Below are 21,034 nucleotides of genomic sequence, written 5' to 3'. Positions count from 1 at the left end.
TCATATAAAAACAAGCACTTATCCCATGACTACCGCTTCTGGAGTCAAATACAGTTGTATTATTGTATTATTAGTACTTTTTAGTTTTTCGGCCAAAGCTCAACTAACTGCTAATTTTACAGCCACACCTTTATCAGGTTGTGCCCCGCTTGTTGTAAGTTTCACCAATCAATCTACTGGTTCACCTGTTCAATGGAAATGGGATCTTGGTAATGGCACTATCTCTTACCTGCAAAATCCTTCTGTTACTTATTTTAATCCCGGTCAATACAATATTAAGCTCGTCGTAAAAGATGCTGCGGGAGATTCCAGCGTACTTATCAAATCGCAATACATTACCGTTAATGCTGCACCTTCAGTGGCCTTTACCGGCGCTCCTTTAACAGGTTGTTTTCCTTTGCCCGTAAACTTTACCGATCAAAGCACACCCGGCAGTGGTACCATCAGTTCCTGGACCTGGGACCTGGGCGATGGTACTTCGAGCAATGTTCAAAATCCTTCGCATACTTATATGGGTGCGGGTAATTATAATATCACCCTGAAGCTGGTCAATAGTTTTGGCTGTATGAAAGTGTTGTCCAAAGCACAGTATGTTAAGATCAGCAGTGGTGTGCATGCGGATTTTTCCAATAATAATCCACCGGCCTGTAACCCGCCGGTGAATGTGAATTTTCAAAACCTTTCCACCGGTACCGGTGTGTTAAGTTATCACTGGAACTTTGGCGATGGTGGTACTTCCACTGCCGCTAATCCATCACACAGTTACAGTGCAGCAGGCAATTACACCGTACAGTTAATTACCACCAATGCCGCCGGTTGTACTGATACTATTACCAAAACAGGCCTCATCAATATCGGCAATATCAAAGCTTCTTTCAATACCGCTGATGGTGTTTGTGTGAATGAACCATTGGTGATCACCAATACTTCCACTCCTGCACCTGTTGCAGTGTCGTGGGATTTTGGCGATGGTACCACTTCCACCCAATTAAGTCCTGTAAAAGTATACAGTGTTGCCAATCCTTACCAGATAAGGCTGATCGCAGATTTTGGCGGTTGCTATGATACAGGATACAAAGTGATCACTGTTTACAGCAAACCTGTTGCTGCATTTACCGGTGTAAATACCAGTTCGTGCAAAGCGCCACTGACCGTTACTTTTACTAATGCCAGTACCGCAGGCGCTGTCAGCTATCAATGGAATTTTGGTGATGGCAATACTTCGCTGGTGCGTAATCCGGTGCATACTTATACCACCGAAGGATTCTTTACGGTTACTTTAATTGCAACAAATGCCAATGGCTGTTCCGACACATTGGTGAAACCGGATTTTGTGAAGATACAGCCACCGCATGCCAGCATTAATAACCTGCCGGTATCTGCCTGTGCACCTTTAACAAAAACATTTTCCGCTACTGTAAATTCTGTCGACCCAGTAGTGGGTTATCAATGGGACTTTGGTGATGGCGGTACATCCACTGCCGCCAATCCGTCGCATACTTTTAGTGCAGGCGTTTACGATATACAGCTTATTGTTACCACAGCCGGTGGCTGCACCGACACGGTAAAAGTGAATGGCGGTATCATTGCTTCTGTAAAACCAGTTCCGAATTTTGTTGCCACACCCCGTGATGTGTGCGCCCATATACCGGTTAACTTTACAGACCTCACCACCGGCACTGTTACCAACTGGCACTGGGATTTTGGCGATGGAAATATTTCCACCGACCAGAACCCGACACATATGTACGAAGACACCGGGTATTTTACGATTACACTGATCGTTTGCAATGCCGGTTGCTGCGATTCGATCAAATTCCATAATTACGTTCATATCAACCCGCCTATTGCTGCTTTTGATGTGGATTTTGTTTGCCGCTCTACTACAAGAACTTTTACCGATAAATCTATCGGCGCCGATGAATGGAACTGGGACTTTGGAGATGGCACCACTTCAACAGTACAAAGCCCGGTACATACTTATGCCGGTACAGGCACTTATACTATCACGTTGCTGGTACGCAATCATACTACCGGTTGCGAATACACTAAACAAACCACGATACAGATCATTGATGAGCGGGCCCACTTTACCGCATCCGATACGGTGATCTGTAAGAATAATAATATCATTTTTAATGCTACAGGTAATACTGCTGCCAACGTAGCTAATTACGAATGGGATTTTGGTGATGGTAATACCGGCGGCAGTGTGAGTACACAGCATGTGTATACCCAGGCCGGCAAGTATACGGTGCGCCTGATAGTGACAGATATTTTTGGTTGTAAGGATACTTTGATAAAACCACTTCATATAACTGTGGATGGCCCCACTGCAGGATTTGCCCCGGGAGTTTCGGGTAGTTGCCTGCTGAGCGCTATCCCTTTTAATGATAATTCTGTAAGCGATGGCACGCATCCTATCAGCACCTGGATATGGAATTACGGTGATGGTATCAGTGATACTTTAACTGCTCCGCCATTCCAGCATACTTATTCAGGCCCCGGCGTGTACAGTGTTGCATTGAAAGTGATCGACAGTAAAGGCTGTATCGATTCTATATTCAAACCGGATATATTGATCATCTCGAAACCTGTTGCAACTTTTGCAACCACGGATACTTTATCCTGTCCTACAAAAGCGATCAATTTTACCAACACTTCTACCGGGCCGGGCCTGGTGTACAGCTGGGATTTTGGTGACGGCACCACCAGTGCGGCTGCCACGCCGGTGCATAGTTATGCCGCCGATGGATTGTATACTGTTAAGCTGCATATCACCGATCAGTATGGTTGCGTCGATTCGATGATCCATCCCGATTATATCAGGATCGTATCTCCCCATGCCGCCTACACGCTGAGCGATTCTGTCGCCACCTGTCCGCCATTGTTTGTTTCATTCACCAATACTTCGCAGAACTATACTTCTCTCAACTGGGATTTTGGTGATGGTACTTCCACACAAAATGCAGATCCTTCTCATTTTTATACTGTGCCCGGTACGTATTATGCCAAACTTACGGTTACAAGCCCGGGTGGTTGTATCGATACCATTCAGAAAAAAATTGTGGTGCGTGGACCGCAGGGAACTTTTACTTATGGGCCAATCAATGGCTGTAAACCTTTAACGGTGAACTTTACTGCCAGCACACACGACAGGCTTTCCTTTATTTGGGATTTTAATGATGGCAGTACTTCGGCCACTACCGATTCGGTGATCTCTTATGCTTATACTATACCGGGTGTGTATGTTCCCAGGATGATACTCGTGGACCCGGGTGGTTGCGTGGTGCCTATACTTGGCCCTGATACCATTGTGGTAAATGGGGTGAATACTAATTTTGGTTTTACCAATACTACTTATTGCGATAATGCCACCGTTGCTTTTTCTGATTCATCGGTGAGCAATGATGTGATCATCAGCTATAACTGGAATTTTGGCGATGGCATTACTTCCACTGCACAAAACCCAACCCATCATTACAGCGCTCCGGGTCTTTATTACCCGCAACTGATCGTTAACACACAGGGCGGCTGTGCCGATACTGCCAAAAGCAGTGTACCTGTAAAGATCGTTGCTTCGCCGCAGGCAGGTATCAGCAGCACCGGTAATGGTTGTGCGCCACTAACGGTAACGTATAGCGGACAATTGCTTGTACCAGATACTTCGGCCATCAGCTGGAACTGGAGTTTTGCCAATGGTAATACTGCTGCTTTACAAAATCCTGCTGCACAGGTATACAATACTGCAGGAACTTATACTGCACAATTGATCGCCACCAACAGCAGCGGCTGTAAGGATACGGCCACCAAAACCATTGATGCTTACCTGGTACCCATTGTTAATGCCGGCGCAGACACTCTGGTGTGTAAAGGCAAAAGCGTATTGCTGAGCGCCACGGGTGCAGCATCTTACACCTGGAGCCCTGCTGCAGGATTAAGCTGTACCAATTGCGCCAAACCTTTGGCCCAACCAGATTCTGCCACCACTTATATTGTTAAAGGCACTACTGCACAGGGCTGCAGCAATACCGACAACGTATTTGTAAATGTGAAGCATCCTTTTAAAATGCTGAGCAGCCTGGGCGATACTTTATGTAAAGGAAGTTCCACCAGGTTATTTGCCAGTGGCGCTTACGCTTATGTATGGAGTCCTTCAACAGGATTAAGCAGCACTACTGTTGCCACCCCTGTTGCGAGCCCGCAAAATACCACCACTTATAAAGTAATAGGTATAGATGACAGGGGTTGTTTCAGGGATACCAACTTGGTTACAGTAAAAGTTTACCCTATCCCAACCGTGGAAGCAGGCAATGACAAGACCATCAATGTAGGCCAGACCGTTGACCTGGTACCTACTATTTCCAGCGACGTAAACAATGTGATATGGACACCTACGCAAAGCATTGTACGTTATAATAACCCGGGTGTAACAGTGCAGCCGAGAGAAACCACCGAATATACTGTGGAAGTAAGGAATGCGGGTGGTTGTAAAACAAGAGATCGTGTAACCGTATTCGTTATATGCAATGGCGCCAATGTATTTATACCTAATACCTTCTCCCCTAACGGTGATGGCGTGAATGATGTATTCTATCCAAGGGGCACCGGCTTATTCAGCATCAAGACCCTGCGTATTTTCAACCGCTGGGGAGAAGTGGTATATGAAAAGAACGGCTTTATGCCCAATGATGTAAATGCCGGCTGGAATGGTACCGTTAAAGGAATACGCCAAAACCCCGATGTATTTGTTTATACCGTGGATATTTTATGCGACAACAGCACGGTGCTTACACTGAAGGGTAATGTGGCGCTGATACAGTAGCTTTACAATCCATGTACCGGATCATTCTCTCTATATTTTTCCTCCTGGCTGTAATTTATTTTTGCCTGTTTTGGTATGCAGGTCAGCATGGTCATTTTTATATCAACCTTAGATACATGGAGGATCAGGTATTTTGTTTTCTTGTTATTTTATTTTTTTCTCTTACTGTTTTATTTTTTATAAAATTTCTTTCGTGGAGAAAAAAGCTGCGGAAAAAATGATCTTCGCCGCTCTTCGCCGCCGTCTTGGCTTAGACAAACGGCGTACGAAGCTTGCTATTACAGGCAACCTCAAAAATTGAAAGAAGCTATTTTGTGCAACAAATAAGAATGTTTTTTATACAAGAAAAGCCGTTGGCTAAAAGCCAGATGGCGGCGAAAAGGCAGCATACGCCGTTTGTCGAAGCCAAGACGGCGGCGAATTAAACGCCGTTGACTGAAAGCCAGGCGGCGGAGCATATTATTTTGCCTGAATATACTTTTAAAGGCAGCATACGCCGTTTGTCGAAGCCAAGACGGCGGCGAATGGAACGCCGTTGGCTGAAAGCCAGACGGCGGGGGAGTTTTACATATTACCTGGCGGAACAGGCAACGGTACATTATTTTTTACCGACTTGATACTTTGCAGGTATGCAAATATGGCCTGTATATCTTCGTCGTTCATTTTTGCATAATTCACCCAGGGCATGGGCGGCAATAACATGCGGCCACCTTCCTGCCCTTTGGATTTTCCTTTTGTCAATGCTGTTTTAAATTGCTGTTCTGTCCAGCTGCCGATACCACTGCTGCTATCAGGTGTAAGGTTGGCAGCATAGCTGGTGCCCCAGGGACCGGCGGCGGCTGTAAGATCGGGTGCGAAAGTACCGAAGCCGCTGCTTAAAGTTGCTTTATCTGGTTTGGGAACCGGTGTGCCTGCTGCATAACCGGACAATATTAATTCCGGAACCAATTCAGGACCTTGTGGTCCCATTTTTTTGGGAGAATGACAATCGTTACAACCGCTGATCTGTACAAGATAACTGCCACGTTTAACAAGATCTTCTTTTGTGGCCGGTGTTTTTTCTGCGGGTTTTGCCGCTGCAGCAGCATCGGAATTGGCGTTGCATGCTACAAGGGTAACAATAAAAACAGTTACCAAAACAATCAGCAGTTGTTTCATTTTATCAGTTTAAGGTTTAAAGAAAAGGTTATGTAGAAAAATACAATGAATTGTTGGATAATGCAAGAGGAAGTAGAATTTGAACAATTTTAACTTGATGGATAAAATAAGGTCGTCTTCAGGAGAAGAAATTTTATAGATTTACAAGATAGAAAATAGCTGGCTGGTCCTCAAAAAAACTAAATAAGGCAGAACTAAAACAAAAAATGAAAACTATAAATCCATATCTAACAATTTGCATTTTGTTCAACCTGATTTGTTGTTGCTTAAAAGGTCAAAACAATGAAAACGCATCAGGAGAAAGTTGGCTAAATACTAAGTACATCAAATGTATGGAATCGAAATTGCCTTGTGAATGTGAAAGATCGATACCTGGTTATTATGCATTTTCAATTGATACAAACAAACTTAGTAACACATTCGGAATGCAGGCATATTTTAAAAACAGTATTGAATATGATGTAATAGATTTACAAAAACTAAATACCCATCATTTTTTAGCTTACATAAAAAAAGAAGCAGCAACAGACACTGTTGGCTATATACAATATAAAAATGGCTTTATAATCTTTAAAGATAATACCGGGAGATCAACGGATTTCAAGCGGATTTCGGGCGAAATAACTGAATTAGATTTCGCTTATTTAAAGGATAATATCAAGTTGTTGAATCTTGCTTTGCAAAAAAGAGGTTACCCTGCAATTGAAAAAATATTATCGCAAGATTCTTTAAACTTTGGCTGCAATTACGAACTCGCCAGCTCTAATGCAATAACTATAGAAGGTAAATCCCGGGCATGGTTAGTAAAATTGGAGAAAGGCATTTTACTGATTTACGAGATTTTGGAAGGGAATGAAAATAAAACAATCACTTTTAAACCCAAATTAAAACTAATTAAAAGCTATAAGTGGTAGTAGTATTCTTTTAAAGCTTTTTTAAAACCTTTTCAATTTAAAAATACAGGTACCAGCGTTTAACCCGTAATATTCTTTGTTGCAAAAAATAACTTCTTTTAATTTCAAGAAACCTTAGCGATTGGAAAATTCCGTACGCCGTTTGTCGAAGCCAAGACGGCGGCAGACCAATCGAGTGAATTTATAATGAAGTAGAATTAATTACGTTATAAGAAGCTTTAATCAATTCTTCTATACCTTCTCTGTTTTTTCGTTTTATATAGATTATATCTGAATTGCGTTCTTTGTAAATAGAGTCACCAATTTTAACATCTAAGATACCATACCTGCCGCGATAAGAAATCGTAAATACCTGAGAGTTTCCTCTTACTTGTAGCTTATAAAAACCTTTTGTTTCTTTTAAAGAAGAGAATACTACCCCATTAAAGTTTGCTTTAAAATTATGCTTCTTATTATTTAAACAAAAAACAAGAATTAATACTAAAAAGGTTAACGGAATAAGAAGTACAAGGTATTTCATTTATAAAAAGCTAAAATAATTAACCGTTTATTATATACTGAACTTTTTAAAAAGGCTCTTTATGCTAGCTGGAATCAATCTCACAAGAGTTAAAAGAATATTTTTATTTTACCCTTTCAACTTCTCCACCAGCGTCACATACGCTTCCATGGCTGCTTCTTTTGTTTTTCCTTTCAGCGATGACCAGGCTTCGTACTTGGCCTTGCCTACAAAATCAAAAGGGTTGGAAGGGGCTTCTGTGTTGATATCACCTTCGGTGCCCTGTTTGTATAATGAGTACAATTGTAACAAGGTTTCGTTATCAGGTTTTGCAGGCAGGTTCTTGCTTTCAACTGCGGCTTTTTCAAATTGTTCTTTCAGTTCCATACATATTTTTAGTGAAGATAGTTTTTTTACCGCATAAAACTCCGGCGGTACCGGGCAATAAAAAGGGCAGTGATTAGAAAATCACTGCCGTGTTGTTTATATTCCATTATAACCAAAAATCCGAGTAAGGTCTTGCGAGAACGCTTACTCTTTCAAAATACTCTTTTGTAAAACATTATCTGCATTGCGCATTACCAGCATGTAAATACCTTTTGGTAATTTGCTTTGCAACATAATGGTGTGCACACCTTCGTAATTGATGTTGATGGTGGCAGCCTGTACCACCTGGCCGGCAGTATTGGTAAGGATATAAGTGTAAGTACCTTTTACTTTATCGCCGGCATAAATATCTATCCTGTCGGATACCGGGTTCCTTACCACATAAAGGTCTTTGTGATCGGCCTGTGCAGTTGCTATTAATACTATGCCGGAATATTTTACCTGGCCATTCATGTCCACACATTTCAGGCGATAGTATACTTTACTCTGCAAAGCAGCCACATCATCGTAGCTGTATTGTTCTGTACCGCTATTGTTCTTTGCATTCTGCACATTGATGGTACTGAAATTAGTGCCGTCATTGCTGCGCTGCAATTCGTAGTGCAGTACATTCACTTCATTGGCAATGGTCCAGTTCAACCTGTTGTAGTTACCATTTCTTGCCCCTGTAAAGCTGATGATATCCAATGGTAACACCCAGCTGGTACTTGCAATGGTGAAATTATTATTGAATGCAGATACACTGTTGGATGTAACCGAACCCGTTGCCAGGGTTGATCCTGTACCCGTACCGCCAATATTGGTCCAGTAAGAGCCGTTGTAATAACCTGCTCTTATGTTGGTAACCACCACATGCGGTACCGGTATCTTGGCATTATCCCAGTTCATCACCACTTTCGCACTACCGCCACTTATTTTATTGATCTTCCAGTATTCGTTGGTATCGACCAACACCAGCGGTGGTAATATATTGATGCGGTTAGGCGTGGGATGATCAAAATGTTTTACATTGAATTCACTGCTGGCTGTAAGATTGGTCAATGCTATTGTACGTTCGTAAGTATCATTGCCCACGGGGAAAATAAAATCGGTGTTACCGAATTTCTTTACCCAGCCATCCACGTGCCTCGTGTCATCGTCACCGGTATAAGATGATCCTGCTTCGTACACCAGGTAATTGGGTGTTGCAGAAGTTACGATCATTCCGTTAGTATAGGTGTGCAGGCCTGTTACACTCAGGTTATTATTCAATGTAAAACCCGCCGCATTATTGGTAACCAGGTTATAGGTCTTAAATGTTTGCGTACCCGAAATGGTCTGGGCACTGCTGCCATTCAGGTACAATGTACCTGTGCCTGCAGCCATTGCAGACTGGTTATTTGTAATATCCTGCCTTACATACATGCTGCCGTTATTGGTAAGCGCAGCACCGGAAGCATTTACGAGTGAGCCATTGATATACAGCACACCCGATGCCGGCACTCCCATCACACCATTATTCTGCACAGTTACCTGCGCCATCAAACAACAGTTCACGAACAGCAGCAGCAGGAAGACAAGAAGTGTTATTAATATTGTTCTCATAATTTATGGTATTAACTGTTTAGTAATTGGATATCCTGCTTAGCTGTTAGACAGGATAAACCAGCTTGTACCATTGGATTGTATCATTACACTTTCGTATTGTGATGTCAACACCCTTGTTGCACTACCATCGATCGTTTCTGCGCCGTTAGGGTCAACTGTTACGTTCAGGAACATACCCGAGATCTTTTTAATCACGTATACCCTTCCGGAACAACCTGCAGCTGCCGGTAAGTTGATGGTGATAGCACCACCTGTGTTATTGCAGATGATGGTATAATCACTTGATGTTGCAGTATAAGTAGCCGTTTTGGTAGTGATGGCCAAAGCCTGGCTACCATTCACTTCCAGCGTTGATGCAGGAGTAGTGGTACCCACACCTACGTTGCCGCCATTGGTAACTGCCATAGAGATCGGCTTACTGTAAAAGCCAAAGCCCAGGTAGTTGGAGTTGCTGTTGGCAGCTGTCCAGTTGTATACGATATCTGCCTGGTCGCCTGTGGTAAGCGATTTACCCAGTTTAAGATAAGTAGCATTGGTAGTGGTCAATCCCGGTTGTAAGAACTGTGCGATAGTAGTGTTGCCGGTTGCAGCAGATGCCACATGTAAATTGGCAGTAGGTGCGTTGGTACCGATACCTACGTTACCACTTCCGTCAACACGCATTCTTTCATTGGTTGATTGTGTAGTACCACCTGTCATAAAGATCAGGGACTTGGATGCATTGGCAGTACCGATCAGGAAGTTATTGCCCATCGTGTACATGTAACCGTCATTAGCTGCACCCATCACACCACCACTGTAGTTACCGCCATTGATACCCATATCGATATAGTTGCTGGTTTCATTACCGTTGTTGGCTGTTGCCACCACATCAGATGAAGCGCTGGTACCGGCAGAGTTGTTCTGGATATTCAACTGCAGGTAGCTGTCGATAGAACCTTTACCCACAATTGCATTTACAGATGAAGTGGTACCGGCATCCACCAGTAATTTTTCGCGGTTGGTACCGGAAAAACTTTCTGTACCAATACCTACTGATAAAGAAGTATTGCTGCGGTCGCCCAAAATTATTTCATTGGCCAGTGTTGCAGAAGCATTGTAGCCAATAGCTGTAGAGTTAGTACCGGTAGTGGTTACTGATGCGCCTGCACCGATTGCAGTAGCATTGGCCACTGTACCTACTGTAGCGCCATTACCTATTGCAATACCACTGTTACCATTTACCACTGCTGCGTTACCGATGGCAACTGCAGGTGTAATGCTGTAAGCTGTAGTGGCGTTGGTACCTATTGCGATTGAACTTGCACTGTTTGAAACGGCAGTTGTACCAATTGCAATGGCATTAGCTGCATTCGTTACCGTTTTATTAGCGGCAGTGGTATTGCTACCAATGGCAACAGAGTTAGATGCGTTTGCAGTTGCATTGGTACCCATTGCCAATGCATCGGTGATACCATAAGCTGTTGTTGCACCATAACCCAGGGCTGCTGAGTATGTGTTGTTGGCAGCTGCACTGTTACCTAATGCGATAGAGTTGCTTCCGTTGGTCACAGCGCTGTTACCTATTGCAAAAGCGTTATCTGTTGTTGCTGATGCACCATGGCCTATTGCATAAGATTGTGTTTTACCAAATGATATGCTGGAGTTGCTGCCCAGTGCATAAGAATGTGTGGCATTATTTACAGCCGCGCCGTTACCCAATGCAATTGAGTTGGCTTCAAATCTTGCCACCTGTGTATTATTTTCTTTTACCACCAATGCTTGCGCATCAGTTGTGCCGATGAAGTTAGTAGTTGGATTGGTTGATGCATTACCTGTTGTTGACCATGCATTGTTAGATGCGGCCAAGGCAGATGCAGCCAGTTTCCTCACCACGCCGTTGTTGATGGTGACTACACTATCAGAGCTGGCGCCTGTCTGTACACCACCCAGGTATAATGGGTTACTTGCAGCAGTTACATGTAATTTATAAGAAGGTGTACCTACGCCTATTCCCACATTTCCGTTACCATCTATCCTCATTCTTTCGTTGCTTGCCTGGTTGGTACCACCTGTCATAAAGATCAGGGATTTGTTAGCGGAGCCTGTACCTACCAATAGATCCTGGCCGATATTGTACAGGTAAGCATCATTTGCATCACCCATAATATTGTTGGTGTTGTTACCACCATTGATACCCATGTCAATATAGTTCGTGGTCTCGTCACCGTTATTGGCTGTGGCCACTACATCCGATGATGAGCTGGTTCCTGCAGACTGGTTCTGTATATTCAATTGTAAATAGCTGTCGATCGATCCTTTACCCACGATCGCATTCACAGAAGTGGTTGTACCTGCATCCACCACCAGTTTTTCCGGGTTAGTAGCGTTAAAGGTTGCTGTACCCACACCTACTTTACCGGTATTGGTCAGTACAAAACCATTGTTCCACGTAATAGGAGAACCGGGTGTGTTCACGTTGGCATATTGCCATAAATATTTACCCCCTTCTTTTCCTGCTACAAAGTTACCACCGGTAGAAGTACTGCTTCTCCAGGCGCCATCATAGTAAGAGTCGAATGTTTGATAAACGTTATCGTGCTGCCAGTTCAATAACTGGGCTAAAGGATAGTTATCAGATGAAGTGGTGAATTGCAAATGCGGACCATTGGCTGAAGCGTTGGTACCTTCCATTGCAAATTTTGCAATACCAATATTAGCCTTTGGAATAGCATTGAGACCAATACCTACTTTACCGTTACCATCAATACGCATTCTTTCGTTAGTGGCTTGTGAAGTACCGCCGGTCATGAACACCAGTGATTTGGAAGCCGAACCTGTACCAAGCAACATGTTCTGCCCGATATTGTATAAGTAAGCATCATTGGCTGCACCCATTACACCGCTGGTATTGCTGCCGCCATTGATACCCATATCCACATAGTTGGTGGTCTCATCACCGTTGTTGGCTGTTGCCACTACATCCGATGAGGAGTTAGCACCTGCAGACTGGTTCTGTATGTTCAATTGTAAATAGCTGTCAATAGATCCTTTACCTACAATAGCATTCACCGAAGTGGTTGTACCTGCATCCACCAGTAATTTTTCAGGATAAGTACCGTTGAAAGTTGATGTTCCCACACCCAAACTACCGGTATTGGTTAAACGCATTTTTTCGGTATTGTTGGTAATAAAGGGCAGTGAATAGTTGCTGGTGGTACCGATGGTCTTCATCGATGCTACCGCATTACCATTCTGCGTCCAGCTTACACCTGATCCGCCTGGTAAACTTTGTCCTGCTATATTCCAGTTAGCACCGTTACTGATCAAAGTAACAGTTTCAAAAGCCGAGGTCAGTGTCCATGATGCACTACCATCGATGGTTTGTGATGAAGTGGTGGCAATGGTCAGTACAGGTGTAGGGCCGGTAGTGCTCGCATTTTTTATCATGTAGCTTCGGCCATCACAACCTACTGCGGTGGGTAATGTTACGGTAGTTGCAGTTGTACCGGTAAACACCAGCAGGTTATCAGATGCTGTAGCAGTGGTAGCTGCTGTAAATCCCCTGTAATTGGTAGATACCGATCCACGCACATCAAAAGTAGAGTTAGGCGCTGTAGTGGCAATACCGAGGTTACCGGTATTGGTCAAACGCATCCATTCTGTATTGTTGGTTACAAAAGGCAAAGAATAGTTCGTAGTGGTTCCTAATGTTTTAATAGCAGATACTGCGTTGCCATTCTGTGCCCAGTTGGTATTGGCTGCGCCAGGTGTGCCTGCGGTTGAGATCTGCCAGTTGGCGCCATTACTTGTCAATGTAATTGATTCATTGGAAGTACTCAAGGCCCATGAAGCGGCACCATCAATAGTTTGAGATGAAGTAGTCGCTATCGTAAGCACGCTGCTTGCACTTGCATTCTTTACAACATAACTTCTACCATCACAACCCACAGCAGTTGGCAGCGTAAGGGTTGCCGGAGAAGATCCCGTAAATGTCAATAAATTATCTGTAGCAGTTGCTGTAGTGGCAGCTGTAAACGCCCTGTAATTAGTAGATACAGAACCACGCACATCAAAAGTAGAGTTAGGTGCTGTAGTGGCAATACCGAGGTTACCCGTATTGGTCAGGCGCATCCATTCTGTATTATTAGTTACAAAAGGTAAAGAATAATTTGAAGTGGTACCCAATGATTTCATTGAAGCAACACTGTTACCATTCTGGTTCCAGCTGTTGCTTACAGCACCGGGCGTACCCGCTGTTGTTATCTGCCAGTTGGCACCGTTGCTTATTAATGTAACTGTTTCGTTGGCATTTGATAATGCCCATGATGCAGCCCCTTCAATGGTTTGAGATGCGGTGGTGGCAATAGTAAGCACACTGCCTGCACTGGCGTTCTTAATTACATAACTTCTACCATCACAGCCCACTGCTGTTGGCAGTGTAACGGTGGTGGCAGATGAACCGGTAAATACTAATAAGTTATCAGATGCAGTAGCTGTGGTGGCAGCTGTAAATGCCCTGTAATTGGTAGATACAGATCCGCGTACATCAAAGGTAGAATTAGGCGCTGTTGTTCCAACACCCAAACTACCGGTATTGGTTAAACGCATCCATTCTGTATTATTTGTTATAAAAGGTAAAGAATAATTTGAAGTGGTACCCAGTGATTTCATGGAAGCAACGGCATTACCATTCTGCGTCCAGTTATTGCTGCTTGCGCTGGGCATACCCTGCGTAGTTACATGCCAGTTGGCGCCATTACTTACTAAGGTAATGCTTTCATTCGCAGTTGAAAGCGTCCACGATGCAGCGCCGTCAATGGTTTGCGACGATGTGGTGGCAATAGTGAGTACCGGTGTTGGCCCGGTGGTACTCGCATTTTTTATCATGTAGCTCCGGCCATCGCAACCCACTGCTGTAGGCAGTGTAACGGTAGCAGCACTGGTACCGGTAAATACCAGCAGGTTATCAGTAGCACCAGCGGAGGTGTTACCGGTAAATGCCCTGTAGCTGGTAGCTATGGAACCCCGCACATCCAGTGTTGAATTGGGAGTAGTGGTTCCCACCCCTACCTGGGCGAAACCACCAATGGCAAACAAGCATGCCAGGAGTGTAAAAAATTGTTTTTTCATAAATTGGATTTTTGGATTGGTTTATATTTAGTGGTTTTTATAACAGGCGAATTTTTTATCTCCTGTGGTTTTATTGAGTTTTTTATTGTTTACCATGTTGTGTTTACTCCAATTATAAAATTCCTGTTGCTGCTTAACGGGTTAAATACATACACGGGTATCGTGAATTTGTTTACTAAAAAGCCGATCAATACCCCGTAATCCGATTGCAGCCTGCAGTTGTAATTCTTTGTTTGCTGGGTGCTTAGTCCTGCATACATCCACTTTACCGGCTGGTAGGCCAGTTCTGTCCAGTTAAAAAAGAAATTACCATTCCTGTCATCTTTATTTACCGTATACTGTGTTTGCATTGACGCAAATATTTTTTCTTTTTCAATGTCGATATTCGCTGCCAGCGATCCGCCATTATAATCTCCCATTACTAAACCCATCATCGGCGTGATCGTGTATTTGGTTTTACTGCCGCTGGTAAAGCTTTTTCCCAAATACAGTGATGCAGTCTTCAGCGCTTCATAATTATACCGCAGCTCTGTATAAAAGCCCTTTTTACTTACATGATGTATCACCGGCATCCATACATACGCTTCCTTAGTACTGAGAAAATTATAATTCTCAATACCATTCTTCGTCTGTGCGGCAAGGTTATGCTGCATCAGAATGCTCCAGGTGATGATTAATAAGTTCTTCTTCACTTTCTACAATGGTTATTTTGCCGTTTTGCATTTTATCTAATAGCAATATCTCTTTCAGGTAAGGATTCCAGTAAAATATCAGCCTTTCTATAGGCTTCCACAATACCACCCAGCTGAATACGTCGATAGCATTGCTGAACATGGAATGTATGCGGTGGTCCTGGCCAAATAGATTGGGTAATACGCCCTGGCAAAACATTACCACGGCAATGCTGATCATCAGCAGTATGTAATTCTTCCTTTTGAATTTCCTGAATTCTGTTTCCTTCAGCATTTTCTTTATCTGGAAATGGCGGCGGATCGTTCTCATCAGCGGATCTACCATGAACCGCATGCTGCCGGATTCGGTGCAAAAAACTTTATAATCAATAATGGTATGCCTGCCTGCAGTGGCAATAGAAGCGTTGAGGTATTCCTGGAAATCGTGGCTGAGCTGGCGCCTGTCAAGACGCCCCGGGTCGTGGGGATTAAAGTAGTCAGTAATGCTATTCTCGTTTATCTTTAAATAGATACTGATCTTACGAGTGGAAGATTTACTCATAACGGTTCTTTTGTTAGGATATTGATATTACCGGTCTATTGGATGAAACCCGTAATATTTACAGCAGTAAAAGTCTCTATTTACCGGTGCAGAACCTGTAGCACCGAATGTTAAAAAAATGTAGAAAGCCTTCTATAATTTGTATAGTATTATAATGCAATCAAATACCTCTTTGTAAAATCACTAAGGTGTTGATGCGCCTGCGGGAGCAGTAAAGAAGGTATATATATTATTATATGCTTAAAGATTGTAGGCTACTGCAAGCTCTTTTAACTCCAGTATATTGGTGATGCTTAATTTTTCAAACAGCCTTGCTTTGTGTGTACCTACGGTAGAGGTTTGTATATTCAGCGATTGGGATATCTCGCTTACGGTTTGACCGTTCAGTAACAGTGATACTATTTCAAATTCCCGTGGAGATAATTTATTGAATGGGTTATCCGACCTGCCCGCAAATGAATCTTCGGCAATTTTATAGGCCAGCGATTCGCTGATATATTTACGGTCGTTCAGTACCAGGTTAATGGCTTTGATGATCTCTTCCAGCGGCGCTTCCTTGGATACAAATCCATAAGCCCCCGCCTTCATGAACCTGCGGGCATAGGTATTTTCCGCACTTACCGAAAAAACCAGCACTTTGGCCTGCGGATATTTGATATGTATATATTCCATCAACCCGAAAGAGTCCGTTTTAGGCATCTGAATGTCCAGCATGATCAGGTCGAAATGATGTTCTTTCAGTTTTTCTGTCGCACTGTCACCATCGGCGGCTTCATGTATTTCTGCAAGTTGATAAACTTCTGTCAGGAGGAACTTTATTCCGGAGCGTACAATTACGTGATCGTCCACAATCAGGAACTTTTTCAAGCTAGGAGGATTTAGAGTGATAAGGTTTATAATACTAAAGATAGAAATATTTCTACACAAAAATAAGTTTTCTCGGCATAACTTACAACCATTAGTTTTAAGCAGTTTCTTACCCTACAGGAAACCAGGTACCCCTAATATCTTAGCGCTTAAATCTGTTTGCGTTTATAAAATTAAAAACCAGCAAATCAATAAGGTACGCAATACCCGCTAAGGATTTATTATGAAAAATTCACCCCAAATGTATTACAGCATGGATAGCTTGTCCTATCCGGCACTTGCAGCTGATGAAAAGTATCATATCCTCATCCGCCACTCCCTGCATGCTTTTTTTGTGATACAGCCTGATGGCCGTTTTGAAGAATGTAATGATACTGCCTGCAACCTTTTTGGTTACAACAGCAGCGAATTTAAACACCTCAATGCGCAGGATATCATTCATACCGATCCCCCGCTGACAGCTTTGCGGCATGGTGGCGAAAGTGAATTTTTAAAACTGTCTGCCACAGCCGTAAAAAAGACCGGCGAACTTTTTACTGTTGCTGTTATTATTGCGGCTTTTATCAATACACAGGGCCATTTAAGGTACAGTATACTTGTAAACGACAATAATGACCAATATAATGCGGTAAAAGATATCAGGCAGGTGCTGGACAGCATCACTGATGGCTTTTTTACCCTGGACGATCAGCAGGTAGTGCAATACTGGAACAATGGTGCAGAAAAGATAACCGGCATTCATAAAGAAAATATCACGGGCCAGCCTTTCAGTAATTTTTATACGCATGCCAAAAGGATGGCTTCTTTTATACGATACAACCAGGGCCTGCATGATAAATTATCCGCTCATTTTGAAGAATATTATGAAGCCATCAATAAATGGCTGGATATAAATATTTATCCTTCGGGCACCGGATTGTCGGTTTTGTTCAAAGACATTACAGAAACCCGTCGGTTGAGGGAACTGGAGCGGATAGAAAAACAGGTGCTGGAGAATAATGCCCGTGCCAACAGCGAATTGCAGGTAACGCTGCATTATTATTTAAAGGAAATAGAAAAGATACATCCCGGTATGATCTGTTCGGTACTTCGCTTCAAAGACAACCGTTTGTACAATTGGGCTTCGCCTTCGTTGCCCGAAAGATATTGTACCGCCATTGAAGGGGTGGAAATAGGAGATAATGTCGGCTCCTGCGGAACGGCTGCCTTTAAAAAACAAAAAGTGATCGTAACAGATATTGAACATGATACCCGCTGGACCGATTTTAAAGCATTTGCTTTGCAGGAAGGATTAAAAGCCTGCTGGTCTTTCCCGGTACTGGATCTGAAAGACGAAGTGCTGGGTACTTTTGCCGTTTATTATAAAGAGATCAAAACGCCTACGAAAGAAGAGGAAAAAACGCTGGAACGTGCCAGGAACCTGTTGCTGGTGATAATGGAAAATAAAATTGCAGAAGCGTCTATGCGTAACAGTATAGTCGAAACACAGCGGACAGAATCCTTATTAAAAACATCGGTGGAAAATTACCGCTACCTTTTCAACAATAATCCTTCCAGCATTCTTATCTGGGATATTGAAACACTTGCCATTATTGAAGTGAATGAAACGGCTATTGCATTGTACGGTTATGCAAGAGAAGAATTTTTACAGTTATCCATCCTGGATATTTATCCCGAACCGGAAAGGAATATATTTTCGGAACTGGTATTGGAAAGCAGGGAACCCAATATTTTTAAAAGAAGCATGCGCTGGCAGCAGGTAAATAAACGCGGCGCTGTGCTGATAACAGAAACCACTTCGCATATCATTACTTATAATGGTAATAAAGTGGTGTTGTCACTTACCAGTAATGTTACAGAAAAAGTGCTTTTGGAAAACAGCCTTACCGAAGAAAGAAAGATACGGCAACAACAGATAACCGATGCGGTAATTACCGGCCAGGAAAAAGAAAGAACGGAACTGGGGCAGGAACTGCATGATAATATCAACCAGATACTGGCTACTGTAAAACTATACCTGGAGTGTGCGCTGGAACAAAAACAGTTTCGGCCACAACTAGTAAAAGAAAGTAAACTGCTCACCGAAAAAGCGATGCAGGAGATCCGTCATCTTTCCAATACCCTTATTCCCCCATCGCTGGAAGAGATAGGATTGCTGGAAGCGCTGAACGACCTTACGGGCACTTTACGATCGGCGCATCCTTTAAAGATCATTGATAACTGGAAGGGATTTCCGGAAATGCTGGTGCACAAAAAATTAAAACTCACCATTTTCCGCATTGTGCAGGAGCAGCTGAATAATATTGTAAAGCATGCAAAAGCTACGCAGGTAAAGATCAGCATCAGCCGTAAAGAAGGAAATGTGTACCTGGAAATTGAAGATAACGGTGTGGGCTTCGACACCACCCAAAAGCGGGGTGGTGTGGGCCTCAAAAACATAATAAGCAGATCAGAGGTAAACAATGGTAAAGTAAACATCCGTTCAAAACCAGGCCAGGGCTGCACGATAGCAGTTTGTTTTGCAGCACCCGGCGCTTAATATATTTATATACCATCCGGACCGGTGAGCCGGTGCCAGACAATTTCGCCAACCAGGTTCTTGTGATCGTCGATGACCAGGGTTGCCATGTAAGGTGTACGTTCCATCCGGTGCGCAATTTCCTTAACGGCAAATTTGTCGGTAGCCTTTAAAACCGGCAACCCGTTTGGCTGAAGGGCTGTATGCACCTGGATAAAAATGTTGTTACCGGCGCTATCAGCATGAATATCAATGGAGTCTTTTTGCCAAAACTCCTTTTTTACAGAGGTATATTCATTTTTGCTCAACCAATCTTCCACATGTTTTGCTCCTGCCAGTACGATTTCTGCGGTTTCGAGAGCCCCCATATTATACGTTTGATTTATGGTCAAATATATGTGGTTTTCCGATACAACCAAGTAATTTTACGTAAAAAAAATAGTAATTTCCACATTTAGTTTGATAGTCCGTAGGGTTATTTATTATTTTAACCACGTACCTACGGTATTATCCGTATAATTAGATTGCGGGTCTTTTATTTTGCCTGACATTTTTATTTATTTAATATTTTATAATTTTTATTTCAATCTTCACAAATACTTACCGGCCCATTTTTAAAGCAAAATATTTTTTAGGCTACATTTGCCATGGCTAAAAAAAGATAGCCGGTTTACTGCTTCAATGTTCAAAAAGATCGACCGTTATATACTCTCAAAATATCTTTCCACCTTTTTCTTTTGCATACTTTTAATGACTGCAATTGTGGTGGTGGTGGACATCAGTGAAAAAACCGATGATTTTGTAAAATCCAAACTGCCGGCTTCCCGTATCATTACCGATTATTATTTTGGTTTTATACCCCGTATTGATGCCATGCTTTTTCCGCTGTTTGTTTTTATTGCGGTGATCTTCTTTACTTCTAAAATGGCGTCCCGGTCCGAAGTAGTGGCCATACTGAGCAGCGGTGTAAGTTTTAAACGTTTTTTATTGCCCTATATAATGGGTGGTTTATTCCTTTCGGTATTATTATGGTTCGGCTACCAATACGTGGTGCCCAGGGCCAATAAAAAGTGGGGCGATTTTGAAGCAAAATATATCGATCCCAATTTTGGCAGCGTCAATGGCAGTAATACCTATAAGCAACACCTGTACTTCCGTAATGATTCCAATACTTATATCGGCATCAGGGCTTATGATACCATTTCAAAAACGGGCAATGGCTTTTTTGTGCAGCGCTTTGCCAACAACAAACTGCTGTATAATTTAAGAGCCGACAATTTTAGTTGGGATACCGCCACCCGCAAGTGGAAGCTGGATAATGTAATGGAGCGAAGCATCAACGGCATTACAGAAGATGTAAAACATTCTGTGAGCATGACGATGAATTATAATTTTAAACCGCTGGACCTGCGCAGGGACGAATACCTGAAAGACCAGATGCCCACGCCTGCACTGAACGAATACATTAAGATAGAACGCCTGCGTGGCTCGGAAGGATTGAGCACTTTGCTGGTGGAGCGTTATAACAGGGATGCCATCCCGGTATCGGTATTGATACTGACCATCATTGGTGCAGTACTGGCGTCTCGAAAAGTAAGGGGCGGCAGCGGCCTGCACCTGGCATTGGGTGTTATCATCAGCGTACTGTATATTTTATTCAGCCGCTTTACCATTGTATTTGCCACCAAGGGCAATCTCACTCCTTTTCTGGCCGCATGGACACCCAACTTTATCTTCGGGCTGCTGGCTTTTTACCTGTATAAAAAAGCGCCCAAATAGATTTTCTGCTTTATATCTCCCGGTATCGATTGCATTGTTATTAATCTGTAAAGTTTCTTTTAAAACTTTTGTTTAGCAGGGCCTTACATCGTAATTTTAAGGCATCTTTTCAATTTTTATTAAAAACATTGGATACAACATTATAAATTTTAACT

13 protein-coding genes are annotated in these 21,034 nt (G+C 42.8%); 4 read left to right on the top strand and 9 right to left on the bottom strand.

The features are described 5' to 3' along the window. The first annotated feature begins 25 nt into the window (after positions 1-25). Positions 26-4,825, top strand: a complete 4,800-nt coding sequence (locus tag QM738_RS11720) for a PKD domain-containing protein (RefSeq protein WP_462276905.1) — start codon at positions 26-28, stop codon at positions 4,823-4,825. A gap of 564 nt (positions 4,826-5,389) precedes the next feature. On the opposite strand, the gene QM738_RS11715 is transcribed toward QM738_RS11720, so the two are convergent. Then, on the bottom strand, positions 5,390-5,983 hold the full coding sequence (locus QM738_RS11715) for a c-type cytochrome (RefSeq protein ID WP_462276904.1): 594 nt from the start codon (positions 5,981-5,983) through the stop codon (positions 5,390-5,392). 206 nt (positions 5,984-6,189) lie between these two features. Between QM738_RS11715 and QM738_RS11710 the strand changes: the two genes are divergently transcribed. Continuing rightward, a complete protein-coding gene (locus QM738_RS11710) occupies positions 6,190-6,897 on the top strand; it encodes a hypothetical protein (RefSeq protein WP_462276903.1) in 708 nt (235 codons plus the stop codon). A gap of 181 nt (positions 6,898-7,078) precedes the next feature. On the opposite strand, the gene QM738_RS11705 is transcribed toward QM738_RS11710, so the two are convergent. From QM738_RS11705 to QM738_RS11675, 7 genes are all read right to left on the bottom strand, one after another. Next, a complete protein-coding gene (locus tag QM738_RS11705; protein ID WP_462276902.1) occupies positions 7,079-7,417 on the bottom strand; it encodes a hypothetical protein in 339 nt (112 codons plus the stop codon). Positions 7,418-7,525: 108 nt separating this feature from the next. Next, positions 7,526-7,783, bottom strand: a complete 258-nt coding sequence (locus tag QM738_RS11700; RefSeq protein WP_462276901.1) for an acyl-CoA-binding protein — start codon at positions 7,781-7,783, stop codon at positions 7,526-7,528. 144 nt (positions 7,784-7,927) lie between these two features. Further along, positions 7,928-9,367: a hypothetical protein gene (locus QM738_RS11695; RefSeq protein WP_462276900.1), complete on the bottom strand. Its 1,440-nt coding sequence runs from the start codon at positions 9,365-9,367 to the stop codon at positions 7,928-7,930. Between the two features lie 39 nt (positions 9,368-9,406). After that, on the bottom strand, positions 9,407-14,482 hold the full coding sequence (locus tag QM738_RS11690) for a beta strand repeat-containing protein (protein ID WP_462276899.1): 5,076 nt from the start codon (positions 14,480-14,482) through the stop codon (positions 9,407-9,409). A gap of 89 nt (positions 14,483-14,571) precedes the next feature. Beyond that, on the bottom strand, positions 14,572-15,174 hold the full coding sequence (locus QM738_RS11685) for a hypothetical protein (protein ID WP_462276898.1): 603 nt from the start codon (positions 15,172-15,174) through the stop codon (positions 14,572-14,574). Further along, entirely contained in the window at positions 15,125-15,715 is a 591-nt protein-coding gene (locus QM738_RS11680) for a hypothetical protein (protein WP_462276897.1), read from the bottom strand. The genes QM738_RS11685 and QM738_RS11680 overlap by 50 nt, the downstream gene beginning before the upstream one ends. A 240-nt stretch (positions 15,716-15,955) precedes the next feature. Continuing rightward, on the bottom strand, positions 15,956-16,582 hold the full coding sequence (locus tag QM738_RS11675; RefSeq protein ID WP_462276896.1) for a response regulator: 627 nt from the start codon (positions 16,580-16,582) through the stop codon (positions 15,956-15,958). Positions 16,583-16,805: 223 nt separating this feature from the next. Here QM738_RS11675 and QM738_RS11670 point away from each other — a divergent pair, with 223 nt between their 5' ends. After that, on the top strand, positions 16,806-19,121 hold the full coding sequence (locus QM738_RS11670) for a sensor histidine kinase (RefSeq protein WP_462276895.1): 2,316 nt from the start codon (positions 16,806-16,808) through the stop codon (positions 19,119-19,121). 5 nt (positions 19,122-19,126) lie between these two features. Here QM738_RS11670 and QM738_RS11665 read toward each other — a convergent pair whose 3' ends face one another. Next, positions 19,127-19,468: a hypothetical protein gene (locus tag QM738_RS11665; protein WP_462276894.1), complete on the bottom strand. Its 342-nt coding sequence runs from the start codon at positions 19,466-19,468 to the stop codon at positions 19,127-19,129. Positions 19,469-19,781: 313 nt separating this feature from the next. On the opposite strand from QM738_RS11665, the gene QM738_RS11660 reads away from it, so the two are divergent. Then, positions 19,782-20,879, top strand: a complete 1,098-nt coding sequence (locus tag QM738_RS11660) for an LptF/LptG family permease (RefSeq protein ID WP_462276893.1) — start codon at positions 19,782-19,784, stop codon at positions 20,877-20,879. The last annotated feature ends 155 nt before the right edge of the window (positions 20,880-21,034 follow it).

This window comes from Ferruginibacter sp. (genome assembly GCF_049840995.1).
In the GTDB taxonomy this organism is placed as follows: Bacteria; Bacteroidota; Bacteroidia; order Chitinophagales; family Chitinophagaceae; genus Ferruginibacter.
The sequence above is the reverse complement of the archived record's forward strand: the minus strand, read 5'-3'. Positions and strand labels throughout refer to the sequence as shown.